Source organism: Hymenobacter psoromatis, from assembly GCA_001596155.1.
In the GTDB taxonomy this organism is placed as follows: Bacteria; Bacteroidota; Bacteroidia; order Cytophagales; family Hymenobacteraceae; genus Hymenobacter.
Map to the genome: position 1 here is coordinate 2425139 of CP014771.1, position 23425 is coordinate 2448563.

Sequence of the window (23425 nt, forward strand, 5' to 3'; positions counted from 1 at the left end):
ACCCGTCATTTCCGTGGTCATTATTCCTACCCTCGCGGGCTAGCAGGTACTTCTTACCCCAAAGAAAACCTTCCTGGCTCGCGGCTCAGGAAGGTTTTTTTAGGGCCAAACTGAATTTCTTTGCCGAATTAACTCCATGATACTCAACAAATTCAGTCGCATCTATACCCAGGACGACAGCTTGCCCGCCTCGCAGGCCATGCTCATCGGCGCGGGGCTGTCGGATGCGGATTTGCGCAAGCCGTTCGTTGGCATCTGCTCCACAGGCTTCGAGGGCAACACCTGCAACATGCACCTCAACGGGCTGGCCGATGAGGTGAAGCGCGGCGTGGCCGCCCAGGGCCTGGTGGGGCTGCGCTTCAACACCATCGGCGTGAGCGACGGCATCACGAATGGCAACGCGGGCATGCGCTACTCGCTGGTTTCGAGGGAGATAATTGCCGATTCGATTGAGGCGATGGCGGGCGCGCACTATTACGACGCGCTGGCCACGGTGGTGGGCTGCGACAAGAACATGCCCGGCGCGCTCATTGCGATGGCGCGCCTGAATCGGCCGTCGCTGATGGTGTATGGCGGCACCATTCGGGGCGGCGAGTTTAAGGGGCAGCAGCTCAACATTGTGTCGTGCTTTGAGGCTTACGGTAAGAAAGTTAACGGCACTATTTCGGAGGAAGACTACCAGGGTATCATTCACCATGCCTGCCCCGGCCCCGGCGCGTGCGGCGGCATGTACACGGCCAACACGATGGCGGCGGCCATCGAAACGCTGGGCATGAGCGTGCCCGCGTCGTCGTCGCTGCCGGCCGAGAGCGCCGCCAAAGTGCAGGAGTGCCTGGATGCGGGCTCCCACCTGCGGCGCTTGCTGGAGCTGGACCTCAAGCCGCGCGATATCCTTACCCGTGAGGCGTTTGAGAATGCGATGGTAATGATAACCGTGCTCGGCGGCTCCACCAATGCCGTGCTGCACCTCATTGCCATTGCCCACGCGGCCGGCGTGCGGCTGACGATGGCCGACTTCCAGGCCGTGAGCAACCGCGTGCCGGTGCTGGCCGACCTCAAGCCCAGCGGCCGCTATTTGATGGAAGATTTGTCGAAAATCGGCGGCGTGCCCGCCGTGCAGCGCACGTTGCTCGACTATGGCTTATTGAATGGCGACCTGCTGACCGTGACCGGCCGCACGCTGGCCGAGAACCTGGCCGACGTGCGGCCCTTGGGCGCGGAGCAGGATTTGCTGCGCCCGCTCAGCCACCCCATCAAGGCCGATGGGCACATCCAGATGCTGTATGGCAACCTGGCTGCCAAGGGGGGGGTAGCAAAAATTACCGGCAAGGAAGGGCTACGGTTTGAAGGGCCGGCCATCGTGTTCAACTCGGAAGAGGAACTGAACCAGGGCATTATCGACCACAAAATCGAGGCTGGGCAGGTGGTGGTGATTCGCTACGTGGGGCCGAAAGGCGGGCCGGGCATGCCCGAAATGCTCAAGCCGACCTCGGCCATCATGGGCGCGGGGCTGGGCGACAAGGTGGCGCTGATAACGGACGGCCGCTTTTCGGGCGGCACGCACGGCTTCGTCATCGGCCACATCTGCCCCGAGGCCTACGACGGCGGCGGCCTGGCTTTGGTCGAAGATGGCGACTGGATTATCCTCGACGCCAGCGCCAACACCATTGATGTGCGGCTGACTGACGAGGAGCTGGCCGCCCGCCGCGCCGCCTGGCGGCGGCCGCCATTGCCGGTGCGCCAGGGCGTGCTGCTCAAGTACATCCGCACCGTGAGCGACGCCAGCCTTGGCTGCATAACTGACTTATTGGAAGAAGATTATGTCTGCGAACCTGCTCTCAGCCCCCAGCCCCGCTAGCCCGGCCGCGCTCCCTACCCCCACCCCCGTCAGTGGTGCGGTGGCCACGCTGCAAGCGCTGGTGGCCGAGGGCGTGGACACGATTTTTGGCTACCCCGGCGGGGCTATCATCCCGATTTACGACGCGCTTTACGACTTCAAAGCGCAGCTCAACCACGTGCTGGTGCGCCACGAGCAGGGCGGCATTCACGCGGCGCAGGGCTATGCGCGCAGCTCGGGCCGGGTGGGCGTGGCGCTGGCCACGAGCGGGCCGGGCGCCACCAACCTCGTGACCGGGCTGGCCGACGCGCTGATTGACAGCACACCGGTGGTGTGCATCACGGGGCAGGTGTTCGCGCATTTGTTGGGTACCGATGCCTTTCAGGAAACGGATATTATCAACATTACTACCCCCGTTACCAAGTGGAACTACCAGGTAACCAGGGCCGAAGAAATTCCCGAGGCACTAGCCAAGGCTTTCTACATCGCGCGCAGCGGCCGGCCGGGGCCGGTGCTGGTGGACATTACCAAGAACGCGCAGATGCAGCTTTTTGACGCGCCGGAGTACCAGCCCTGCACGCACATTCGCAGCTACCGGCCCGCGCCGGTGGTGCGCCGCAAGTACGTGGAGCAGGCGGCGGCGCTGATAAATAGCGCCCGGCGGCCGTTTATTCTCTGGGGCCAGGGCGTGGTGCTGGGCGGGGCGGAGGCCGAATTCAGGGAATTCGTGGAGAAATCGGGCATCCCGGCGGCCTGGACTATTCTGGGCACGGGTGCCCTACCCACCGGCCACCCGCTGAACGTGGGGATGCTGGGCATGCACGGCAACTACGGCCCCAACGTGCTCACCAACGAGTGCGACGTGCTGATTGCCATTGGGATGCGCTTTGACGACCGCGTGACGGGCCGCTTGGATAAGTACGCCCGGCAGGCCCAAATTATCCATCTCGATATCGACCCCACTGAAATCGGCAAGAACGTGCCCACCGCCGTGCCGGTGTGGGGCGACTGCAAGGAAACCCTACCCCTGCTCACGGCGCTCATTGAGCCCAAGCAACATACAGCCTGGCTCGCGCGCTTCAACGACCACCTGGCGCAGGAAGTGGCCGCCGTGATTCGGGAAGAGCTGTTCCCGACTTCGGAGGAATTGACGATGGGCGAGGTGATGCAGCAGCTCAATGAAATTACTCAGGGTGAGGCCGTTATTGTGTCCGACGTGGGGCAGCACCAGATGGTGGCCTGCCGCTATGCGCGGCAAAACCAGTCGCGCAGCCACGTGACGAGCGGCGGGCTGGGCACGATGGGCTTTGCGCTGCCCGCTGCCATCGGGGCCAAGTTTGGCGCGCCCCACCGGCCGGTAGTGGCCGTGATTGGCGACGGTGGCTTCCAGATGACGATTCAGGAGCTGGGCACCATCATGCAGACGGGCGTGGACGTGAAAATTATCATCCTCAACAACCAGTTTCTGGGCATGGTGCGGCAGTGGCAGGAGCTGTTTCACCAGCGCCGCTACTCGTTCGTGGACATCCAAAGCCCTGATTTTGTGGCCGTGGCGGCCGGCTACCGCATTGCCGGCCAGCGCGTGGACGCCCGCGCCGAGCTGCGCCCGGCCCTGGAGAAGATGCTGGCGCATCCGGGGTCGTTTTTGCTGGAAGTGCTGGTAACCAAGGAAAATAACATTTTCCCGATGGTGCCGCAGGGGTGCAGCGTGGCGGAAATCAGGCTGCGTTGATTAGTTGCCCGCCCTACCCCATCCGTCATTGCGAGCAACGCGAAGCAATCGCACTCGAACGATACCCGCGCCGGTCGTTCAACTAGCTCGTTCTGATGCGATTGCTTCGCGTTGCTCGCAATGACAAACGATTTCAGTCAGCCAAAATTATGGACCGCCAGGAATACAACATCACCGCATATACCGAAAACCAGGTGGGCCTGCTCAACCGCATTGCCATCATCTTTTCGCGCCGCAAAATCAATATCGAGAGCCTCAACGTATCACCTTCGGAAATTGAGGGAATCCACCGCTTCAACATTGTGATTGTGGAAACGGAGGAGGTGGTGGAAAAGCTCGCCAAGCAGATTGAGAAGCAAGTTGAAGTATTGAAAGTATACTACAACACCAACGCTGATGTGATTTGGCAGGAGATGGCGCTGTATAAAGTGCCCACTGACGTGATTGCCGAAAAAGTGCTCGTGGAGCGCCTGCTGCGCGAAAACGGGGCCCGCGCCGTGGTCATTCGCAAGGACTACACGGTGTTTGAAACCACTGGCCACCGCGAGGAAACCGACAACCTGCTCAAGGCTTTGCAGCCTTATGGACTCATCGAATTTGTGCGCTCGGCGCGCATTGCCATCATCAAGGCCAGCGACGGCTTTCACCACAAGCTCCAGGAGTTTGAGCGCCGCGAACCGGGCGAGGAAGTGGCGGAAAACGAGTTTTTGAACGACCGCGACGCGGTGTTTACGATGTGAGTAGCGCGGACTCTGCGAGTCCGCGCGTTTGAGCGAAACCTTTTTTCACCCCACGCGCGGATTCGCAGAGTCCGCGCTACTAACACCCCAACCCAATGGCTACCATCCACTTCGGCGGCGTACCCGAAACGGTCATTACCCGCGACGAATTTCCGCTCGCCAAGGCGCTCGACTTTCTGAAAGACGAGACCATTGCCGTTATCGGCTACGGCGTGCAGGGCCCCGGCCAGGCGCTGAACATGCGCGACAACGGCTTTCACGTCATCGTGGGCCAGCGCGAGGGCACGCCCTCGTGGGAGCGCGCCCTCAAGGATGGCTGGGTGCCGGGCAAGTCGCTGTTTTCGATTGAGGAAGCCGCCGACAAGGGCACCATCCTGTGCAATTTGCTGTCGGACGCGGGCCAGATTGCGCTGTGGCCTACCCTCAAAAAGCGCCTTACCCCCGGCAAAACGCTGTACTTCTCGCACGGCTTCGGCATCACGTTTAAGGACCAGACCAACATCATTCCGCCCGCTGACGTGGACGTGATTCTGGTGGCACCCAAGGGCAGCGGCACCAGTTTGCGGCGGCTGTTCGTGGCCGGCGGCGGGCTGAACTCGTCGTTTGCGGTGTACCAGGATGCCAGCGGCAAGGCCTGGGAAAAGGCCGTGGCAATGGGCATCGGCGTGGGTTCGGGCTACCTGTTCGAGACTGATTTTAAGAAGGAAGTGTACTCCGACCTCACCGGCGAGCGCGGCGTGCTGATGGGCGCGTTGGCCGGCATCATCGAGGCCCAGTATCAGGTGCTGCGGCAGCGCGGGCACTCGCCTTCGGAGGCCTTCAACGAAACGGTGGAAGAATTGACCCAAAGCCTGGTGCCGCTGGTGGGCGAAAACGGCATGGACTGGATGTTTGCCAACTGCTCGGTGACGGCCCAGCGCGGCGCGCTCGACTGGAAAGGCAAGTTCCGCGACGCGACCCTACCCGTGCTCAATGAGCTGTATGACAGCGTGGCCAGCGGCGAAGAAGCCCGCCGCACCATCGAGCGCGGCAGCACGCCTAACTACCGCGCCGAGCTGGAAGCGGAGCTGAAGGAAGTGCGCGAATCGGAGCTGTGGGCCACCGGCGCGACCGTGCGCGAGCTGCGCTCGCGCAGCGGCGCGAGCGTGGAGGCGTGAGTTTTTTGTGTTCGGTGCGGACTGCTGCTGGTGCGTTGCTGGCGCGAGGCTGGCCCTGCTCCTTGTTGCTGGCGCGAGTTTAGCGCAGCGTAACTCGTGCCTAGAGCAGTTTCCAAGTCGGTGTACAGGGCGGGCTGCCGGCTTTTCGCCGGCTGTCCGCTCTTCGCCAGAACGAACGGCGCGAACGAAGAGCGGACAGCCGGCGAAAAGCCGGCAGCCCGCACCGGTCAATCTGTACACTGACCTGGAGACTGCTCTAACGTGTTGTGGAGGCCGCGCCAGCGGCAAGCGGCGGTCGGGTCGTTCAACGAGTCGTTCTGACGCGAGGCACAGCCTCGCCCGAAGGGCCGGCACGAGTTACGCTGCGCTAAACTCGCGCCAGCACTGGGCCAGCACTGGGGATTTTCTGAGTCTGCTAGTGTAGAACGCAACGCAGTTTTGGGGCCGGCCGCAGACGCCAAAGGAACTCTTTTTTGGACTACGGCCGGGGCAGGAATGCCAAAAGGAGTTCTTTTTAAGGGACGGGCCGGGACCTGAATGGCAAAAAATGCTCTTTTTAGTATTCTGGCCGGGACCAGAATACCAAAAAGAGCATTTTTTGAGAGACGGGCCGGGACGGGGGGAGCTAAAGGAACTCCTTTTGGCATTCCGGCTCCGGCCCGCCTTGAAAAAGGAATATTTTTGGTATTCCGGCCCCTCCCGCGGTTAGTAACGAGAAAAGCAGGGGGTAGGGCAACTCCCGCCCGTTGGTGCCGGACCCGCTTATTTCACCTACTCCTTGGTCACCTTGAAGGACTGCGTAAAATCCGCGCCCGTCAGCCTTATCACATAGAGCCCGCTACCCAGCCCCGACGTGTCGAGCGTGTTCTGCGCGCCAACGTTGCCGTAGCTGCGCGTGAGCACGGTGCGGCCGGTGGCATCGCTAACGATGAGCGTGTGGGCCTTGGTGGAGGGGGGTAGGGAATAGGTGAGGCTGCCGACCACCGGGTTGGGGTAGGCGTTCATTACCTGGCTGCCGGTGCTGGTCGTGGCCAGCGGCCCGGCATACACGAGGCCGTGGTTGAATGCCTCCCAGGTGGAGATGGCGGCGCGGTTGCAGTTCATGGGTTGCGTGCCGTTTTCGCTCGATACGTACTGGCCGTTGGAGCCGCGCAGCGAGTAGGTGCCATCGGGGTTGACCAGGATGTCGAACATTTCGGTGGCCGTGATGGCGGTGCGGGTGCAGGTCATGGCCTGGGTGCCGTTTTCACTCGACACATACTTGCCCAGGGCTCGCAGCGCCAGCTTGCCACCGCCGCCGTCCACCACCGTAAACTGCTCACTGGTGCCAATGGCGTCGTGAGTGCAGGTCATGGCCTGGAGGCCACTTTCGGACGATACGTACTTGCCGTTGTTGCCGCGCAGCCAGATATTCTGGCCGATAACCGGGGCCACGGCGGGGCTGCCCAGCAGGTTGGGCGACACGGCGGCCACCGTGCCGGGGTTGACCACGCAGTTGGCAAACTTGATGTTTTCCAGCACCTGGGGCAGGCCGGCGGGGCCGTCCACCTCGTAGGGCGGCACAATGTGCATCAGGGCCGCGTTGGGGCCGGTGTCGAAGCGCTTATAGGTCCAGTTCGCCCAGCCGATGCCCACGATGCCCAGGGCGTGGGCGGCCTCGTTCATCCAGGCGGCGGTGTTTTCGCCGGTTTCGCCCACCCAGATGGGCACATTGTTGGCGGTGCGAAAGCGCGTCAGGTTGCCGATGAGGCCGAGCTGGTTGGCGCTGCCGCCGGTGGCGTTCACGTCGTTGGGCAGGGGGTAGGCGGGCGCGTCGTAGCGGTGCGAGTTATACACCAGGTTGGCCTGGTTGGTGAAGGTGCGCTTCTCCATGTAGTCGTAATTATTACCATAGCCATTGCCTTCGAGCAGGATGAGGTGGTTGTCGCCCTGCGCCCGAATGGTGTTGATGAAGCGGTCCAGCACGTCGTGGATGCGCTGGTTGCCGTTCTGCGTCGCGGTGTTGGGCACGTTGTTGGGCTCGTTCAGCACGTCGTACATGGCCACGCGGGCGTCGTTTTTGTAGCGCTTGGCCAGCATGGTCCACAGCTGAGTGGCCACGTCCTGGTTGGTCGGGTTGTTCCAGAAGTCGTTGGGCCGCAGCGCGTCCGAGATGTTGGTATCGCTACCCTGCGCGCCGGGTGCGGCGTGCAGGTCGAGCACCACATACATGTTATTGGCGGCGCACCAGCTCAGCGTGTTCTCAATCATCCGAATGGCTTCCATCTGGCTGGGGTCCTGGAAGAGCTGTCCGCCGTCGGCCCAGGTTTTGAGCTGCGCCTCGTAGCTGTCGTAGGTCACGGTGCCGCGAATCACGCTATTGCGCACCGCCCGCTGCGCCGGGGTCAGAAACAGGTCGTAGTGCATCGGCAGCCGGATGCAGTTGAAGCCCAGCGAGGCAATGTAGTCGATGTCGGGCTTGGTAATAAAATTGTCGCGCCAGCCCTGGTAAAACGTCTCCACCGCCGCGTCGCTCATGCCCGCGTCGTAGAGAATTTTCTTTATCGAGCCCTGGGTGCCCCCAAAGCCGGGCTTCATCATGTAGCCCTCCTGCAGCATCCAGTCGCCCAGGTTCATGCCTTTGAGGATAACCTCTTGGCCGCTGGCGTTCACGATTTTGGTGCTGCTGGCCTGCAGCATACTCTGGGCTGCGGCCCCTTGCCAGCTGAGGCAGGCGAGCACGAGGGCGATGAAGGCCAACGCGCGCCGCGCCAGGCGGCGCGGGGTAGCGCGAGGAATAGAAGTGAGCATTGGCGGGTGGAAACAACTGGTGGAAACAGAACTTAAAAATACTACAAATGCCCGCTATTGCTTCGCCGCGCCCGCAAGGGCAACCACCTCTTGCATAAGTCATACCCTACTAAACCCCGAACGGATGAAGCCAAAAAATCCGCGCCGGGCAGGCGGCGCAGCAGGCCCTACCCGGCGGGCCGGCGAACAGCGCACCCCCGCCTGGACCTGGAAGCCCTACTAATAGGTAGAATAGAGCTTGGGATGCTTGGTCTTGATGACGCCGGCCCCCAGGCGCAGCCTACCCCGGCCCACGGTCGTAACCTCGGCCAGGGGGTCGCGAAAAAAGTAGGCCCCGTCTTCTACTATCAATTGGCCCGCGATGGTCACTTTAGTATTGCGCAGCACTTCCAGCGAAGCGCCTTTTTTCACGATGAAGCGCGAGGTGGGGCCAATGTAGAGCTCAGCCTGCTTGCCAGTTGGCGCGTTTAGCACCAAGGCATTATCGGCCGCCAACATCACCAGGGCCGAATCGCGGGTGTGCGCCGGGTTGCGCCCGATATCAAAATTGCCGGCCAGCAGGTAGTAAGAGTTGGGGGCCAGCAACCGGAGGCTGCCCGGCGCGCGAAGGACCGTCGAAACCTGCGCGTCGTTATCCCCGAGAAAAAAATCGGTGCGGTGCGGGCTGGTGCGGTGCGGGCCATTTTGAAAGACCGAGTTGCCGCTGAAAACCGAGCCCATAATCTTGTCATAAGACCCCTGCGGCGGCTGCGCATAATCGAGCAGGAATGCGCAGTCGCGAAAGTGAAAGGAGCTGGCCGTATCCTTCAGCTGCGGAATAGCGTGGATGAGGTAGCTGCGCGTGCCGATGAAGCGGCAGTTGGTGAAGCTCATGCGCCGGGCGTAGCTATCGGAGTGCATCTCAAACACGCCGTAGGCGGGCTGCCCCCGGTACGGACGGTCTTCAAACGTGCAGCCCACGAAGCGGGTGGCTTCGGCGGCATTGTCGGCCCGGCAGCCATGCACGAAAGCCCCGTAAATGCGGCAGTCCTGAAACAAAAATCCTGGCTGCGTAACCCAGGCCGACCAGTTGGTGGTGCCCCAAATCAGGCTGTTATTCACCACAATATTTTGGGTGGTGTGGCTGTTGCCGGGCCGGTCCGCCACGAGGCCCTGCCCCGCGTTATCTACCATCCGGCAGTTATCGAAGCGCACATTTTGCACAAAGCCCCCTTCCGGCTCCAGGTCCACCCCCGCGCCGGGGTTCGAAAACAGCGCCTTTCCCAGCGCTGGAATAAGCACGCGCCCCGTGTGGCTAAAACTGCAATTGACGGCCCGCAGGCCATTGACGCCCGTCACGGACAGGCCCTGGCGGCCGTTATAGGTGCAGGTCAGGTTTTCCAGCCTGATAGTCTCGACCAGAGGGTCACCCAGCTCTTTGGCCAGGTGGTTGAGCACCTGAATGCCATCGCGGCCGAAGTGATGCAGCGCCAGCCCCCGCAACGTGATGCGACGCGATTCACCAATAAAAATGCCGTCGTAGTTGAGTTGAATGCCCGTGTCGCCCCAGTGCCCGCCCACCACCGAATGCGGGCTGTTTCCATCCAGGTTAAGACCGCTAACTTCTACGTTTTCACACTTTTGCAAACTAATGCAAACTCCTACCTTGGCTCCCCAGGCCCAGTCGGTGAAGAAGGCTTTGGGTGACTCGTAGGGCTGGCGCGTGGCCGGGTCAAAGGCTCCGTAGCGCAGGCCATCGGCGTAACGGATGAAGGTGCGGGTGCTGTCCTGGCCCTCGATGCGCAGGTTGCGGCAGCCCGTGAGGGCCAGCACGTCGGCCCCGTTGCCGGCCGCATCCTGGCGGCCCACCAGATACACGCCCTTCGGAATGGCGAGCACGGCGGGGGCGGTGCCGGCGGGCGTGAGGGCACGCTTATTAAAAAAATCGGCGGCTTTCTCAAACGCTGCCTGGTCGTTGGTGCGGCCGTCGCCCACGGCCCCGAAGTCTTTTTTCAGGTCCTTGCGCAGCGCGGCCGTGGTGGCCTGGGCGTGCCCTACCCCCATCCTAAGCAGCAACAAAGCGGTCAGCAGCAGGAACCAGGCTGGGGCGCGGCGACCAGGATTTTTTTTTCGAAGATGCGTCATGCGTAGCTAATCTATACTGGGCCGGTAGCGCGAATAGTGCGGCCGGAGGCAAAATTAGCGACTCCCTACCCGGCCCGGCCGGCGCGCGTTGGGCAGCTAGCGGCTGGCCACGCCGTAACTTTGACCCCCGTCATGCCCGAACGCTCCACCTCCCCCAGCGCGTCGGCCACGAAGTACATCTTCGTTACCGGCGGCGTCACCTCTTCACTCGGCAAAGGAATTATTTCCGCCTCGCTGGCCAAGCTTTTGCAGGCCAGAGGGTTCCGAGTCACGATTCAAAAATTTGACCCGTATATAAATATCGACCCCGGCACGCTCAATCCCTATGAGCACGGCGAATGCTACGTGACCGACGACGGGGCCGAAACCGACCTCGACCTGGGCCACTACGAGCGCTTTCTGAACGCGCCCACCTCGCAGGCCAACAACGTGACCACCGGCCGCATCTACGACACCGTAATCCGGCGCGAGCGCGAAGGCGCTTTCCTGGGCAAAACGGTGCAGGTGGTGCCCCACATCACGGACGAGATTAAGCGCCGGATGCTGCTGCTGGGTCAAAAGGGCGAGTTTGACGTGGTAATTACCGAGATTGGCGGCTGCATTGGCGACATCGAATCGCTGCCTTTTGTGGAGGCCGTGCGCCAGCTGCGCTGGGAGCTGCCGCCCCACGACTCGCTCGTGATTCACCTCACGCTGCTCCCCTACCTGGCGGCGGCCGGCGAGCTCAAGACCAAGCCTACTCAGCACTCGGTCAGGGACTTGCGCGAGGCGGGCTTGCAGCCCGACATCCTGGTGTGCCGCTCCGAGCACCCAATTCCGGCCGAGATGCGGAGCAAAATCGCGCTGTTTTGCAACGTCAAAATCAACTCCGTTATCGAGAGCCTCGACGCCGACAGCATCTACTCGGTGCCACTGCTCATGCTGAAAGAGGAGCTGGACGTGCGCGTGATTGCCAAGCTGCGCCTCAACGGCGGCCACGCGCCCGACCTGGAGGAGTGGAAGGAGTTTTTGGGTCGCCTCAAGAACCCGACCGAGGAAGTGACCATCGCGCTGGTGGGCAAATACGTGGAACTGCCCGATGCCTACAAGTCTATTATTGAGGCGTTTATTCATGCCGGTGCCACCAACGAGTGCAAGGTAAAAGTGCGCACTATCCAGAGCGAATTTTTGACGCCTGAAAACGCCGTGCAGCAGCTCGAAGGCGTGGATGGCGTGCTGGTAGCACCGGGCTTTGGCGAGCGCGGCTTTGAAGGCAAGGTGGCGGCCGTGCGCTACGTGCGGGAGAATAATATTCCGTTTTTCGGCATTTGCCTGGGCATGCAGGTGGCCGTGGTGGAGTATGCCCGGCACGTGCTGGGCCTACCCCAGGCCAGCTCGACCGAGATGGACCCGCTCACGCCCGACCCGGTTATCGCCCTCATGGCCGACCAGAAAGACATTACCCAGAAGGGCGGCACCATGCGCCTCGGGGCCTACGCCTGCGAGCTCAAGCGCGGCTCGCGCGCCGCCAAAGCCTACGGCCGCAACACCATCAGCGAGCGCCACCGCCACCGCTATGAGTTTAATAATGAATACCTGGCCCGCTTTGAGGAGGCGGGCATGTCGGCCTCGGGCGTCAACCCGGCCACGGGCCTGGTGGAGGTGATTGAGCTGCCCAAAACGGTGCACCCGTGGTTCGTGGCCGGGCAATTTCATCCCGAGCTGAAAAGCACCGTGGAAAACCCGCATCCGCTGTTCGTGCGGTTCGTGCGGGCCGCTATTCAGCGCAAGAAGGGGCTGTAAACTCGTTTGTCATTGCGAGCGCAACGGAGTGGAGCGCGGCAATCTTTCCTAATCGTAGGGGTAGTAACCCTAACGTGAAGGAAAGATTGCCGCGCTCCACTCCGTTGCGCTCGCAATGACAAATACCCAAGCACCACTCACCATCCCGTACCTTTGCCTTTCGTATTTTTTTTACTATAAATGGACCGCAACCAAGCGACTGGCCTTTTCTTAATTTCGGCCTTGCTCCTGGTGTACTTGTTTTTCTTCTCGCCCAAAAAGGAGCCGGAACAAAATAAGACCCAAGCTACTACTACGGCCGCCGCGCCCATCGCGGCAGCCCCTACCCCCGCCCTGGCCCCCGAAATCCGGCTGGACTCGGCCGCTGGCCCGGCGCGCAGCATCGAGGTGAAAAACCCCGAGCTGACGCTCACCTTCTCGACCCAGGGTGGCCGCGTGGCCGCCGTGCGTCTCAACGGCTACAAGACGTTTTTCGGCAAGCCGCTCAATTTAATTGATGCCCAGAGCGCGCGCTACAGCACTAGGCTGCGCACGCTGGATGGCAAAATGGTGGATTTTAATACGCTGAATTTTCAGACCAGCGGCCCTACCCCTACTGCCGACGGCGGGCAGCAGCTGGCCTTCGCGGCACCCGTGGGCGGCGGCACCGTGACGCAGACCTACACCCTGCCCAAGACCGGCTTCGAGGTGAAGTACAACCTGAAGCTGACCGGCGTGCCGGTGGCGCAGGAGCCGCTCACGTTCTCGTTCGTGGACAACGTGCGCCAGACCGAGCAGGACCTCAAGCAGAACCGCAACCACACCACCATCAACCACTACCTGGCCAGCGACGACCCCGGCTCTTTGGCCGAAACCAGCGAGAAGCCGGAGGAAATGAAAATCGCTACCCCCATCAAGTGGGCGGCTGATAAGCACGACTTTTTCGTGGCGGGCTTCATTGCCGATTCGCAGCCCTTCGCCAGCGGCGCGTTCAATTCGACGGTGGACCTGGCCGACACCACGTTTATCAAGACGCTGAGCACCACGCTGGCCCTGCCGGTGGCCGACGTGACGAGCGCGGCCGGCGGCCAGTACCGCTTCTTTTTCGGGCCGAATCAGTTCAATTTACTCAAGAGCACCGCGCCCAGCTTCGACCGCAACGTGTACCTGGGCTGGGGCGTTTTTCGGTGGGTCAACCGCTTCGTGATTATCCCGGTGTTCAACTTTCTGGAGCAGTACATCAGCAGCTACGGGATTATCATCCTGATACTAGTAGTACTTATTAAGCTGGTAACGTGGCCGTTGACGTATAAGTCCTACGAGAGTCAGGCCCGCATGAAAGTGCTCAAGCCCGAGATTGATGAGATTAAGGCCAAGCATCCCGACGACCAGGTGAAGACCCAGCAGGAAACGATGAAGCTGTATAACCAGTTTGGGGTGTCGCCGCTCAGCGGCTGCGTGCCCCAGCTGCTCACGCTGCCGATTCTGTTCGCGATGTTCCAGTTTTTCCCTAACGCGATTGAGCTGCGCCAGCAGCCCTTCCTGTGGGCCACCGACCTAAGCACCTTCGACAGCCCGATTCACCTGCCGTTTACGCTGCCGTATCTGGGCAGCCACATCAGCCTGTTCACGGTGCTGATGACGATTTCGACGCTCTTCATGACTTATCAGAGCAACCAGATGAACGCGACCGCCATGCAGGGCCCGATGAAGTTCTACAGCTACCTCATGCCGCTGGTGTTCTTCTTCGTGCTCAATAGCTTTGCCGCCGGCCTCACCTGGTACTACCTGGTTTCCAACGTCGTAACGCTGGGCCAGCAGGCGCTGACCCGCTCGTTCGTGAACGATGACAAAATCCGGGCGCAGCTCGATGCCAACAAAGTCAAGAACAAAGACAAGAAGCCCGGCGGCTTCCAGGCGCGTATAGCCGAAGCCATGCGCAGCGCCCAGGAGCGCGAGGCTCAGGCGAAAAAGAAGGGGTAGGCGTTAGCTTGCCAAAAGAGTGTGGGGTAAGCTTTAGCTTGCCGTGGGTAGTGACCAACTATCTTACGGCAAGCTAAAGCTTACCCCACGCTCTTTTTTATGCGTTCTTACCTCTGGTTGCTCGTTTTTGCGCTCGCGGTGCCCGCCTGCGCCCACAAAAAAATGCCTCAGCAAAGTATTTCCGCCGTCACGGCCCCTACCCCCCCGGTGCAGGCCGGGCCGGTGCTGGTATTTCAGCGCACGCCGTGCTACGGCACCTGCCCGGCCTACACGGCCACTGTCTTTGCCGATGGGCGGGTTGAGTATGAGGGCCAGCGCTTTGTGCCGGTGCTGGGCAAGCACACGCTGCGCCTACCCCCCTCCGTGGTAGCGAACATGCTGGCCGAAGCCCAGCGCATCCGGTTCAGCCAGTTGGAGGAGCGGTACTCGCGCAACACTTCCGACCTGCCGGCCACGCTTATCACGGTGCACCCAGCCGGGCAGCCCGCCAAGTCAGTTTTTGCGGAGGAAGGAATTCCGGATAACCTGAAAAGCTACATCAGCTACTTGCAGGCGCGGCTCGACCCGCTGGCGGGCATTGGGATGGACAAGTAGCTATTCTTTACGCACTTGCTCCAGCAGCAGCTGGTTCATGGGGTTGGGGGCGAGGCCGCGCACGTTGCGCTGGGTGAGGCGGATTAGCTCGTCGTAATAGAGCGAGATAACCGGCTGGTCGCGCACCACCAGGCGGTCCATCGCCTGGTAGAGGGCCGTGCGCCGGGCCGCGTCCTGCTCCCGGATGGCCTGCTGGTAAAGCTGGTCGTATTCGACTGACTTATAGTGCGTTTTGTCGGGACCGGCGGGGCTGAAATTGGGCGAGTAGAACAGCGCCAGGTAGTTCTCGGCGTCGGGGTAGTCGCCGAGCCAGCTTTTGGTGAAGAACGAGGTGCGGCCATTGTCCACCAGCTCCTGCTGCGCGGCCGACTGGTTGATATCAATCTGAACCCGCACGCCCACGTCGGCCCAGTTTTTTTGTAGGTATTCGGCCACGGCCTTGCGCTCGGCCACGGTGCTGAGGCGCAATTGCAGCGGGTGCTGGGGGCCGTAGCCGGCCGCCGCCAGCAGCGCCCGCGCCCGGTTGGGCTGGAAGGTGTAGCCGGGCACCTTGGCCGCCGAAAAGGAGGGTAGGGCCGCCGGCACGAAGCCCGACGTGCCCGCCCGCCCCATGTGGTTGAGCACGTAGGCCAGCATTTCGGGCCGGTTGATGGCGTAGCTCAAGGCCTGGCGCACGCGGCGGTCGCGCAGGGCCCGGCCCTGCACCGCCTGCTCGCCGGTGAGGTGGGTGCTATCGAGCTGAAAGCCCAGGTATTCGGTGTTGAGGTAGGGTGCTTTCTGGAGGTTGAAGCGGCCTCGGAAATCCGCCCGCACCGAGCCGTCGGGGTTCAGAATCAGGTCACGCGAGCCTTCGCGGATGCCGCTCAGAAAGTCCAGCTTGCCCTGCAAAAAGGTCAGAAACTCCGTCTTGCGGTCGGCGATGAAGCTGATGGCCACAGCATCGAGGTAGGGTAGCGGGCGGCCCTGCTTGTCTTTGCGCCAGTAGGTGGGGTTGCGGTGGAAAAGCAGCACGTTGCCTTCATCCCAGACCTTGAACTGGAACGGCCCGGTGCCCACCGGGTGCTCGCGAAAGTCCTTGCCGTATTTTTCTATCGCCTCATGCGGCACCACGTAGGCGTAGGGCATGGTGAGCAGGCTAAGAAACGGAATGAACGGCGCTTTGAGGTGAATGCGCAGCGTCGAGTCGTTCACGGCCACGAAGCAGGTGTCGCTGATTTCACTCTTACTGTTTTCCAGTACTTTACCCCGAAATATCCAGCCGCCGGGCGAAGCCGTTTTGGCATCGAACAAGCGCCGGAACGAATACACGAAATCAGGGGCCACCACTGCCCGGCCCCTACCCCCCCCAAACGCCGCGTTGTCGTGGAAGCGCACGCCGCGCCGCAGCCAGAACGTGTACGTCAATCCATCGGGTGAAATCTGGTAGCGGCGAGCCAGCGCGGGCGCGGGTTGCAGGGTCGAATCCAGCGCCAGCAGGCCGTTGTAGAGCTGCGCCACGGCCCAGCCGTTGGCCTGGTTGCGGGCAAAGGCGGGGTCGAGCGAGGTGAGTGCCTCGGGCTGGTTGTAGCGAAATACCCGGCGCTCGTCGGCCGCCGACAGGCTGGGGCTGCCGCAACCAGCCAGCAGCGCCGGGCCAGCGGCCACGGCCAGCCGGGCGGACCAACGAAAACGCAATTCGTGTAGAAACATCTGTTTGGGGTGTCGGTTGCAAAGGTAGGGGCCGCGTTGGCCCGCTTTTCGACTTATCCCTACCCCCTTTTATGCAGCTTACTTATTTCGGCCACGCCTCGTTCCTAGCCACTATTGGCGGCCTCCGCGTGCTGTTCGACCCGTTCATCAGCCCCAATCCGCTGGCCAAAGACATTAATGTGGATGCCATTGAGGCCGACTACATCCTGGTTTCGCACGGCCACGGCGACCACATTGCCGACGTGGAGAGCATTGCCAAGCGCACCGGCGCTAAAGTGCTGGCCATCGCCGAGATAGCCGGCTACTTCGGTGCCAAGGGCCTCGACGTGATTGGCACCAACCTGGGCGGCAAAGTGGCCCTGCCCTTCGGCACGGTGCACTGCGTGGCGGCGGCGCACAGCAGCTCGTTCCCCGATGGCTCGTATGCCGGCGTGGCGATGGGCTTCGTTATCAAAACCACTGAAGGCCAGACGTTTTACTTCGCCGGCGACACGGCCCTGACCTACGACCTCAAGCTCATCAAAGACCGCCATAAAGTAGATGTGGCCCTGTTGCCCATCGGCGACAACTACACGATGGGCATCACCGACGCGCTGGTGGCCGCCGACTGGGTAGGCACCACCGAGATTATCGGCATGCACTACGACACCTTCCCGGTTATCGCCATCGACCACGCGGCCGCGCTGGCCGAGGCTAAAGCCGCTGGCAAAAACCTGCGCCTGCTGCGCATCGGCGAGTCGGTGGAACTGTAAAACCGTCTGTCATTGCGAGCGCAACGAAGTGAGGCGCGGCAATCTTTCCTGCACGTTTAGGTTACTACCCTGACGATTAGGAAAGATTGCCGCGCTTCACTTCGTTGCGCTCGCAATGACAGGCTTGTGCAATTATGACCGCACGCTTGGCTAATCCAGTTTTTTTAGCCTTATTTTGTAGATTGAACGATGCCGGTCCCGACTGGCTTTATTCCTTCGCGCAGCGCGTTTTCTAGTTATACAGTTTGTTGTTATGGGCAAAATTATCGCGGTAGCCAACCAAAAGGGCGGCGTCGGCAAAACCACCTCGGCCATTAACCTGGCAGCCTCCCTGGCGGCGCTGGACTACCGGACGCTGCTCGTCGATGCCGACCCGCAGGCCAATGCCACTTCGGGCGTGGGCTTCGACCCTAAAGACATCGAAAACAGCGTGTATGAGTGTATGGTCGATGGCATCGACCCGCAGGATATTATTCTGCAAACCAACATCCTACCCCACCTCGACCTCATGCCCTCGCACATCGACCTGGTGGGCGCCGAGGTGGAGATGATAAACCTGCCCAACCGCGAGGAAAAGATGAAGGAGGCCCTGCGCCCGTTGGCCGACCTCTACGACTTCATCATCATCGACTGCTCGCCCTCGCTGGGCCTCATCACGGTGAACGCCCTCACGGCGGCGCACTCGGTCATCATCCCGGTGCAGTGCGAGTACTTCGCCCTCGAAGGCTTGGGTAAGCTTCTGAATACCATTAAGATAATTCAGAGCCGCCTCAATACCAACCTCGAAATCGAAGGCATCCTGCTCACGATGTACGACGTGCGCCTGCGCCTCAGCAACCAGGTGGTGGAGGAAGTGCAACTGCACTTTCAGCAGCTCGTGTTCGACACCATCATCCCGCGCAACGTGAAGCTAAGCGAGTCGCCGAGCTTCGGCATCCCGGTCATCCTGCACGACGCCGAAAGTAAAGGCGCCGTGAGCTACCTCAACCTGGCCCGCGAGATTGTAGAAAAGAACAGCGTGGAGGCCCGCCCCGAGGAGGCTGCGGAGGACGAGCTGGCGTAGTAGCGCAAATTTTGTAGTTCGCGTGTCCGCGCCATTACGATTTAGCCTAAGCTAGACCTGTATGCTTGCCTCAATTGCTCATCCACTCATCGGCATTGACCCTGAAATTCGATTTGGGCGGCCTTGCATAGCTGGTACACGCATCAGCGTACATGATGTATTGGGCTGGCTAAAACATGGCATGAGCGAGGCTGAAATCCAGCTAGATTTTCCAGAAGTAACTGCTGAACTCATCCGCGCCTGTCAATTATACACTGCTGATTGCCTAGAGCCTTACACTGAAGTAACTGGTCGGGAAGCTGATTTTCGCGTTACTTATCGCTTATTTACAACTGAAGAAGGCGGCCGTAGAACACCTGCTTATCAGCACGTCCGTTGGGATTTTCGCTACGAAGGGGCAGCAGAAACATGGATGATTTGGCCAGAATTTCTAGACCCGGATGGTCAAAGAATTCCCAATGGCCCATTCTCACCAGTTGGCCAAGCCGATATGTTTATCGTCAATCCTAAAAGACGGGATTTTCACCGCCAGCATATCAGGACAGGAGTACGAGGATATTTTCTGGAAGGAAAGCCGATTGGGGTGTGCGAAGTGATAAAAGTATTAGCGCTAAGTTAAAAGAAATTTATATAAAATTAATTGACGCTATGCCCACCCATCCCCGTAATCCCCTCATCAGCTCCGACCCGACCGTGCGCGGGGGGCGGCCCTACCTCACCGGCACTCGCATCGGCGTGGCGGATATACTTGAATGGCTTGGCAGCGGGATGACGGAAGCGGCTTTGCTGCGCGATTTTCCGGAGCTGACGCCCGAAATGATTCGCGCCTGCCTGCGCCATTCATCGGACCGCGGGCACTGGTCGTATTGAATTACGGCCCGGCTTGCCCTTCGCCCGCTACGGCGTAATTTTGACCTTCGGCCGCGGCTTGCCTTTTGGGCCGCGCCGATGTTAGTATGTCAGTAGAGAAGAACGAAGAGAAAATTCAGGCGGCCCTCAACGCCAATCCCGGCGTGGCCGGCGTGGCCAAGCGCAAGGTTGGCGGCCTGGGCCGGGGCCTCAACGCGCTGATTGAGGGGAGCTACGAGCACAAAGGCGACCGCGAGCAGCGCCTGGTGCCCCACCCCGTGAACTCGGTCGGCCAGATTGCGGTGGGCTACATTGAGGCTAATCCCTACCAGCCGCGCACGCACTTCGACCAGGAGGCGCTGGCCGAACTGGCCGACAGCATCAAGATTCAGGGCATTATTCAGCCCGTAACGGTGCGCCAGCTGGGCACCAACTCGTTCCAGCTCATCTCGGGCGAGCGCCGCCTGCAAGCCAGCAAGCTGGCCGGCCTGGACACCATTCCGGCCTACATCCGCAAGGCCGACGACCAGCAGATGCTGGAAATGGCGCTGATTGAGAACATTCAGCGCGAAAACCTGAATGCGATTGAGATTGCCCTCAGCTATCAGCGCTTGCTCAGCGAGTGCCAGCTACGCCAGGAAGACCTGGGTGAGCGCGTGGGCAAAAACCGCTCGACCGTGACCAACTACCTGCGCCTGCTCAAGCTGCCACCCAGCATTCAGATTGGCCTGCGCGACTCAGTGATTGGCATGGGCCACGCCCGCGCCCTCATCACTATTGAGGACGCGCAGCAGCAGGTCGATTTGTACAAGCGCATCGTGGCCGAAGACCTGTCGGTGCGCCGCGTGGAGGAAATCGTGCGCGGCGGCTTCGGCCGGCCCACGGGGGGTAGCAGCCCCAAGCCGCAGCCCACGCCGGTGGTGCCCGTGGCCGAGCTGCGCCGCACCGAGCGCCAGCTCACCGACCATTTTGGCTCGAAGGTGCAGCTGCGGCCGGGTGCGCAGGGCCGCGGCGAAATCAAGATTTCCTTCGATTCGGTGGAGGATATGCAACGTATTCTGCACATTCTGCAACCTGCATAGGTGCCGCACTACGTGAGTGCCGGTGGGCGTTAGCGGCTTGCTTATGAAAAATTCTTCGCGTTCCCTACCCCCCCTTCGTGGCCTGGGCTGGCTGCTAGGCTTGCTGCTGCTGCTGGCTGGCCCGCACGCGGCCCAGGCGCAGTATCCCACTACCACGCCCAACCCGCTGGGCACGGGCACCGGCCTGAACAAGCCCACCGTGGTGCGGCCCGACACGGCCACGGTGCGCAAAATCAGCAAGAAGGAGAAGCGCGCCCTGGCCGCCGCCGACTCGGCCAAGCGCACCGAGCGGCTGTTTGGCCTGCACCTCACGCGGCCCGAAAAGGCGGGTTATCTGGCCCTGCTGCCCGGCGCGGGGCAGATTTACAACCATAAATACTGGAAGCTGCCCATCGTGTATGGCATGCTGGGTACCCTGGGCGTGGTGGAAGTCTTCTACCAACAGCACTATAGTGAATACTCCAAGGCCTACGCGATTACTGCTTTGCAACCTTCGGTGCTGCCCTCCGTGCTTTTAAATACCAGCGATTATCCAAATGCGAGCAAGGAAACGTCGGCTACCAATATCCAGACGGGCATCATCTTTTATCGCCGCTACCGCGACTTGTTCATTATAGTTGGAGCGCTGGGCTACGGCCTGCAAATTCTGGATGCGGTGGTGGATGCGCACCTCTACGGCTTCGACGTGAGCGATAATCTTTCGCTGAACTGGCAGCCCGTGCTGTTGCCGGTGCCGGGGCAACTGGGGCTCGCGGCCGGCTTGTCCCTGACGCTACGGGCCAGGTAGGCCACTGGCCTGCCGATGCGCATTTAGCCCGCTTCGCCCTCTTTTTAAGCCTATCTTTGCCCAAGCGTGGAGATTGGTCTCCCGCCTCCACGGTGCCTTGAAAAAGGCGAAGCCCGTGGTTGGTGCCACGGGCTTCGAGGGGGTTTTCGAACTCCATAAACCGCAAGTCCAATGGAGAACAAGCCACGTTCGGAAGGTGATTACGTTGTAATCATCCTCCGGTTACCGGTCAAGCTGCTCGTGCGGCTTACCCGGTGGTTGGTAGTAGTAGGCGCAAGTTACTTGCTTCTGCACCGCTAACCTAAGAAGGGGTAGGGGGGCCGCGAGGTCCCCCTACTTTTTTCTAAGTCAAAGATACGGGAAAAGCGCGGCATAGTTCAGGGGCGGCTCAGCCTAAAATATCAGAAAATGAACATCCTTTTAATCGGCTACGGCAAAATGGGGCAGACGATAGCCGGCCTGGCTACCAGCCGGGGCCACGAAATCGTGGGCATCGTGGACCACCAGACTTCCAGCCAGCGCATCGAGGACTTCACGCCGGCGCAGGTCGAGGTGGCCATCGAGTTCACCCACCCCGAGGCGGCCTACGCCAACGTGGCGGCCTGCCTGCGCCAGGGCCTGCCCGTGGTGTGCGGCTCGACGGGCTGGCTGCACCACTTCGACGAGGCCAAGGCCTTGGTCGAAGCGACCAACGGTGCGCTCTTCTACGCCTCCAACTACAGCGTGGGCGTGAACCTGTTTTTTCACTTCAACGAGTACATCGCGGCCAAGATGAACCAGTTCGCGGCCGGCTACGACGTGCAGGTGACGGAGATTCACCACGTGCATAAAGTGGACCAGCCCAGCGGCACCGCCCTCACGGCGGCCGAAGGCATCCTGGCCCACTTCCCGGCCAAAACCACCTGGCGCAACGCGCCGGCCCAGGCTCCGCATGAGCTGGCCGTGCTCAGCGAGCGGCTGGGCGAGGTGGTGGGCACCCATGAGGTGCGCTACGTGTCGAGCGCCGACACCATTGAGCTGCGCCACGAGGCCCACTCGCGCGAGGGTTTCGCGCTGGGCGCGTTGCTGGCGGCCGAGTGGCTGCCCGGCCGCCACGGTGTGTTTGGCATGAAGGAGCTGCTGGGGCTGTAAAATTCGCCGGCCATTGCGAGGAAGACCGACGAAGCAATGACTGGCGGCGTTGTTTATTTGCTAAATATTCTACTGGTAGCCTAAAGCCTACCCCCCGTTTCATGCTCGTTCGCAAAACTGACCCTACTGCCCCGCCCCGGCCGCCCAAAACCAAGAGCCGCGAGTGGGTCGATTCCCTGCTGTTTGCGGTCATCGCGGCCACGCTCATTCGCTGGGCCACGTTTGAGGCCTACGTCATTCCGTCGCCGAGCATGGAGCACTCGCTGCTGGTGGGCGACTACCTGTTCGTGAGCAAGTTGCACTATGGCCCGCTTACGCCCCAAACGCCCTTGCAGGTGCCGCTCACGCACCAGACGGTGCCGGTTTTTGGCTTCAAGAGCTACTCCGACCTCATTCAATTGCCCACGTACCGCTTTCCGGGTTTCAGTTCGATTAAGCGCAACGACGTGGTGGTGTTCCATGTGCCGCACGAGCAGCAGTTTCCGGCCGACCTGCGCACCAACTACATCAAGCGTTGCATTGCCATCGCGGGCGACACGTTGGAGATTCGCAACGGCGTGATTTTCCTGAATGGCCAGCCCGGCACCATCGCGGGCTCGCCCCAAACCACGTATTTCATGGCCGTGGAAACGCCCAACGACGAAGTGCGCCAGGCGCTACACGACCAGGGGGTAGTGGACTACGACCAGCCCGACGGCATTCCGGGGGCTGGCACCAACCCCGAAACCGGCCAGCTGGGCTACGTCATCAGCTGCCCGGCGGCCGTGGCTGAGTACTTCAAAAAGCAGCCCTACGTGAAGTCGCTGACCGTGACGGCGCCCGCCGTGCAGCTCTTCCCCGACGTGGCCGATTTCCACGGCTCAGGAGCCATGAGCGCGGTGCAGCGCCGGTGGCAGCTCGACAACTACGGCCCGCTGCCCATTCCCAAAAAAGGCCAGACGATAGCGCTCTCGCCCGGCAACGCCGCGATTTATTACAAAATCGTGAGCCAGTACGAGCATAATAAAAACATTACCTGGGGCCCCGACGGCATGATTTTGCAGGATGGCAAGCCGCTCACCAGCTACACCATCAAGCAGAATTACTACTGGATGATGGGCGACAACCGCCACAACTCGGAAGATTCGCGCTTCTGGGGCTTCGTGCCCGAAGACCACGTGGTGGGTAAGGCCGTACTCATCTGGCTCTCGCTCGACCCCTTCGGCGACGCCGCCCACAAGGTGCGCTGGAGCCGGCTGTTCCACACTATTAAGTAGCCCTACCCCCTTGGTAGAATCCAAGGGCCCGCGGCGGAATCATTCCGCCGCGGGCCTTTGTTCTTATGCGGATTAGCTAGTAGCTTGCAGCCTCTAGT

The 23425-nt window shown here is 61.2% G+C and carries 17 protein-coding genes; 14 read left to right on the top strand and 3 right to left on the bottom strand.

Going from position 1 to position 23425, the window contains the following annotated elements; all coding sequences use genetic code 11:
• Positions 1 to 136 precede the first annotated feature (136 nt).
• From A0257_10255 to A0257_10270, 4 genes are all read left to right on the top strand, one after another.
• Positions 137 to 1858, top strand: coding sequence for a dihydroxy-acid dehydratase (locus tag A0257_10255; GenBank protein AMR27440.1), 1722 nt, complete (start codon positions 137 to 139; stop codon positions 1856 to 1858).
• Positions 1833 to 3569: an acetolactate synthase catalytic subunit gene (locus tag A0257_10260; protein ID AMR29713.1), complete on the top strand. Its 1737-nt coding sequence runs from the start codon at positions 1833 to 1835 to the stop codon at positions 3567 to 3569. Before A0257_10255 ends, A0257_10260 begins: the two co-directional genes overlap by 26 nt.
• Positions 3570 to 3664: 95 nt before the next feature.
• Positions 3665 to 4309: an acetolactate synthase small subunit gene (locus A0257_10265; protein ID AMR27441.1), complete on the top strand. Its 645-nt coding sequence runs from the start codon at positions 3665 to 3667 to the stop codon at positions 4307 to 4309.
• A 95-nt stretch (positions 4310 to 4404) separates the two neighbouring features.
• Entirely contained in the window at positions 4405 to 5466 is a 1062-nt protein-coding gene (locus A0257_10270) for a ketol-acid reductoisomerase (protein ID AMR27442.1), read from the top strand.
• A 771-nt stretch (positions 5467 to 6237) separates the two neighbouring features.
• Here A0257_10270 and A0257_10275 read toward each other — a convergent pair.
• A complete protein-coding gene (locus A0257_10275) occupies positions 6238 to 8256 on the bottom strand; it encodes a hypothetical protein (GenBank protein AMR27443.1) in 2019 nt (672 codons plus the stop codon).
• A gap of 219 nt (positions 8257 to 8475) precedes the next feature.
• Positions 8476 to 10299, bottom strand: a complete 1824-nt coding sequence (locus tag A0257_10280; protein AMR27444.1) for a hypothetical protein — start codon at positions 10297 to 10299, stop codon at positions 8476 to 8478.
• A 213-nt stretch (positions 10300 to 10512) separates the two neighbouring features.
• Between A0257_10280 and A0257_10285 the strand changes: the two genes are divergently transcribed.
• The 3 genes from A0257_10285 (at position 10513) to A0257_10295 (ending at position 14718) form a co-directional block, all read left to right on the top strand.
• Positions 10513 to 12162: a CTP synthetase gene (locus tag A0257_10285; GenBank protein ID AMR27445.1), complete on the top strand. Its 1650-nt coding sequence runs from the start codon at positions 10513 to 10515 to the stop codon at positions 12160 to 12162.
• Positions 12163 to 12342: 180 nt separating this feature from the next.
• Positions 12343 to 14124 (top strand): hypothetical protein, encoded by a 1782-nt coding sequence (locus A0257_10290; protein AMR27446.1) that lies wholly within the window; start codon positions 12343 to 12345, stop codon positions 14122 to 14124.
• Positions 14125 to 14241: 117 nt separating this feature from the next.
• Complete coding sequence (locus tag A0257_10295) at positions 14242 to 14718, top strand: hypothetical protein (protein ID AMR27447.1); 477 nt, start codon at positions 14242 to 14244, stop codon at positions 14716 to 14718.
• Here the strand turns inward: A0257_10295 and A0257_10300 are convergent, their stop codons facing one another.
• Positions 14719 to 16407, bottom strand: a complete 1689-nt coding sequence (locus tag A0257_10300; GenBank protein AMR27448.1) for an ABC transporter substrate-binding protein — start codon at positions 16405 to 16407, stop codon at positions 14719 to 14721. It lies immediately after the preceding gene.
• Positions 16408 to 16478: 71 nt separating this feature from the next.
• On the opposite strand from A0257_10300, the gene A0257_10305 reads away from it, so the two are divergent.
• The 7 genes from A0257_10305 (at position 16479) to A0257_10335 (ending at position 23327) form a co-directional block, all read left to right on the top strand.
• Positions 16479 to 17159: a hydrolase gene (locus A0257_10305; protein AMR27449.1), complete on the top strand. Its 681-nt coding sequence runs from the start codon at positions 16479 to 16481 to the stop codon at positions 17157 to 17159.
• Positions 17160 to 17412: 253 nt separating this feature from the next.
• Positions 17413 to 18222 (top strand): chromosome partitioning protein ParA, encoded by an 810-nt coding sequence (locus A0257_10310; protein ID AMR27450.1) that lies wholly within the window; start codon positions 17413 to 17415, stop codon positions 18220 to 18222.
• Between the two features lie 648 nt (positions 18223 to 18870).
• The gene (locus tag A0257_10315) at positions 18871 to 19092 is read left to right on the top strand and encodes a hypothetical protein (GenBank protein ID AMR27451.1); all 222 of its coding nucleotides are present in this window, start codon (positions 18871 to 18873) and stop codon (positions 19090 to 19092) included.
• 143 nt (positions 19093 to 19235) lie between these two features.
• Positions 19236 to 20153, top strand: a complete 918-nt coding sequence (locus A0257_10320; protein AMR29714.1) for a chromosome partitioning protein ParB — start codon at positions 19236 to 19238, stop codon at positions 20151 to 20153.
• Between the two features lie 43 nt (positions 20154 to 20196).
• On the top strand, positions 20197 to 20940 hold the full coding sequence (locus tag A0257_10325; protein AMR27452.1) for a hypothetical protein: 744 nt from the start codon (positions 20197 to 20199) through the stop codon (positions 20938 to 20940).
• A 408-nt stretch (positions 20941 to 21348) separates the two neighbouring features.
• Positions 21349 to 22071: a 4-hydroxy-tetrahydrodipicolinate reductase gene (locus tag A0257_10330; protein AMR27453.1), complete on the top strand. Its 723-nt coding sequence runs from the start codon at positions 21349 to 21351 to the stop codon at positions 22069 to 22071.
• 101 nt (positions 22072 to 22172) lie between these two features.
• Entirely contained in the window at positions 22173 to 23327 is a 1155-nt protein-coding gene (locus tag A0257_10335) for a S26 family signal peptidase (protein ID AMR27454.1), read from the top strand.
• Positions 23328 to 23425: the final 98 nt, after the last annotated feature.

What these genes read in the sequence shown, in the direction of transcription:
- A0257_10255 (AMR27440.1), top strand. Translation starts at nt 137, where the DNA reads ATGATACTCAACAAATTCAGTCGCATCTATACCCAGGACGACAGCTTG.
- A0257_10265 (AMR27441.1), top strand. Translation starts at nt 3,665, where the DNA reads ATGCGATTGCTTCGCGTTGCTCGCAATGACAAACGATTTCAGTCAGCC.
- A0257_10270 (AMR27442.1), top strand. Translation starts at nt 4,405, where the DNA reads ATGGCTACCATCCACTTCGGCGGCGTACCCGAAACGGTCATTACCCGC.
- A0257_10275 (AMR27443.1), bottom strand. Translation starts at nt 8,256, where the DNA reads ATGCTCACTTCTATTCCTCGCGCTACCCCGCGCCGCCTGGCGCGGCGC.
- A0257_10280 (AMR27444.1), bottom strand. Translation starts at nt 10,299, where the DNA reads ATGGGGGTAGGGCACGCCCAGGCCACCACGGCCGCGCTGCGCAAGGAC.
- A0257_10285 (AMR27445.1), top strand. Translation starts at nt 10,513, where the DNA reads ATGCCCGAACGCTCCACCTCCCCCAGCGCGTCGGCCACGAAGTACATC.
- A0257_10290 (AMR27446.1), top strand. Translation starts at nt 12,343, where the DNA reads ATGGACCGCAACCAAGCGACTGGCCTTTTCTTAATTTCGGCCTTGCTC.
- A0257_10300 (AMR27448.1), bottom strand. Translation starts at nt 16,407, where the DNA reads ATGTTTCTACACGAATTGCGTTTTCGTTGGTCCGCCCGGCTGGCCGTG.
- A0257_10305 (AMR27449.1), top strand. Translation starts at nt 16,479, where the DNA reads ATGCAGCTTACTTATTTCGGCCACGCCTCGTTCCTAGCCACTATTGGC.
- A0257_10310 (AMR27450.1), top strand. Translation starts at nt 17,413, where the DNA reads ATGGGCAAAATTATCGCGGTAGCCAACCAAAAGGGCGGCGTCGGCAAA.
- A0257_10315 (AMR27451.1), top strand. Translation starts at nt 18,871, where the DNA reads ATGCCCACCCATCCCCGTAATCCCCTCATCAGCTCCGACCCGACCGTG.
- A0257_10325 (AMR27452.1), top strand. Translation starts at nt 20,197, where the DNA reads ATGAAAAATTCTTCGCGTTCCCTACCCCCCCTTCGTGGCCTGGGCTGG.
- A0257_10330 (AMR27453.1), top strand. Translation starts at nt 21,349, where the DNA reads ATGAACATCCTTTTAATCGGCTACGGCAAAATGGGGCAGACGATAGCC.
- A0257_10335 (AMR27454.1), top strand. Translation starts at nt 22,173, where the DNA reads ATGCTCGTTCGCAAAACTGACCCTACTGCCCCGCCCCGGCCGCCCAAA.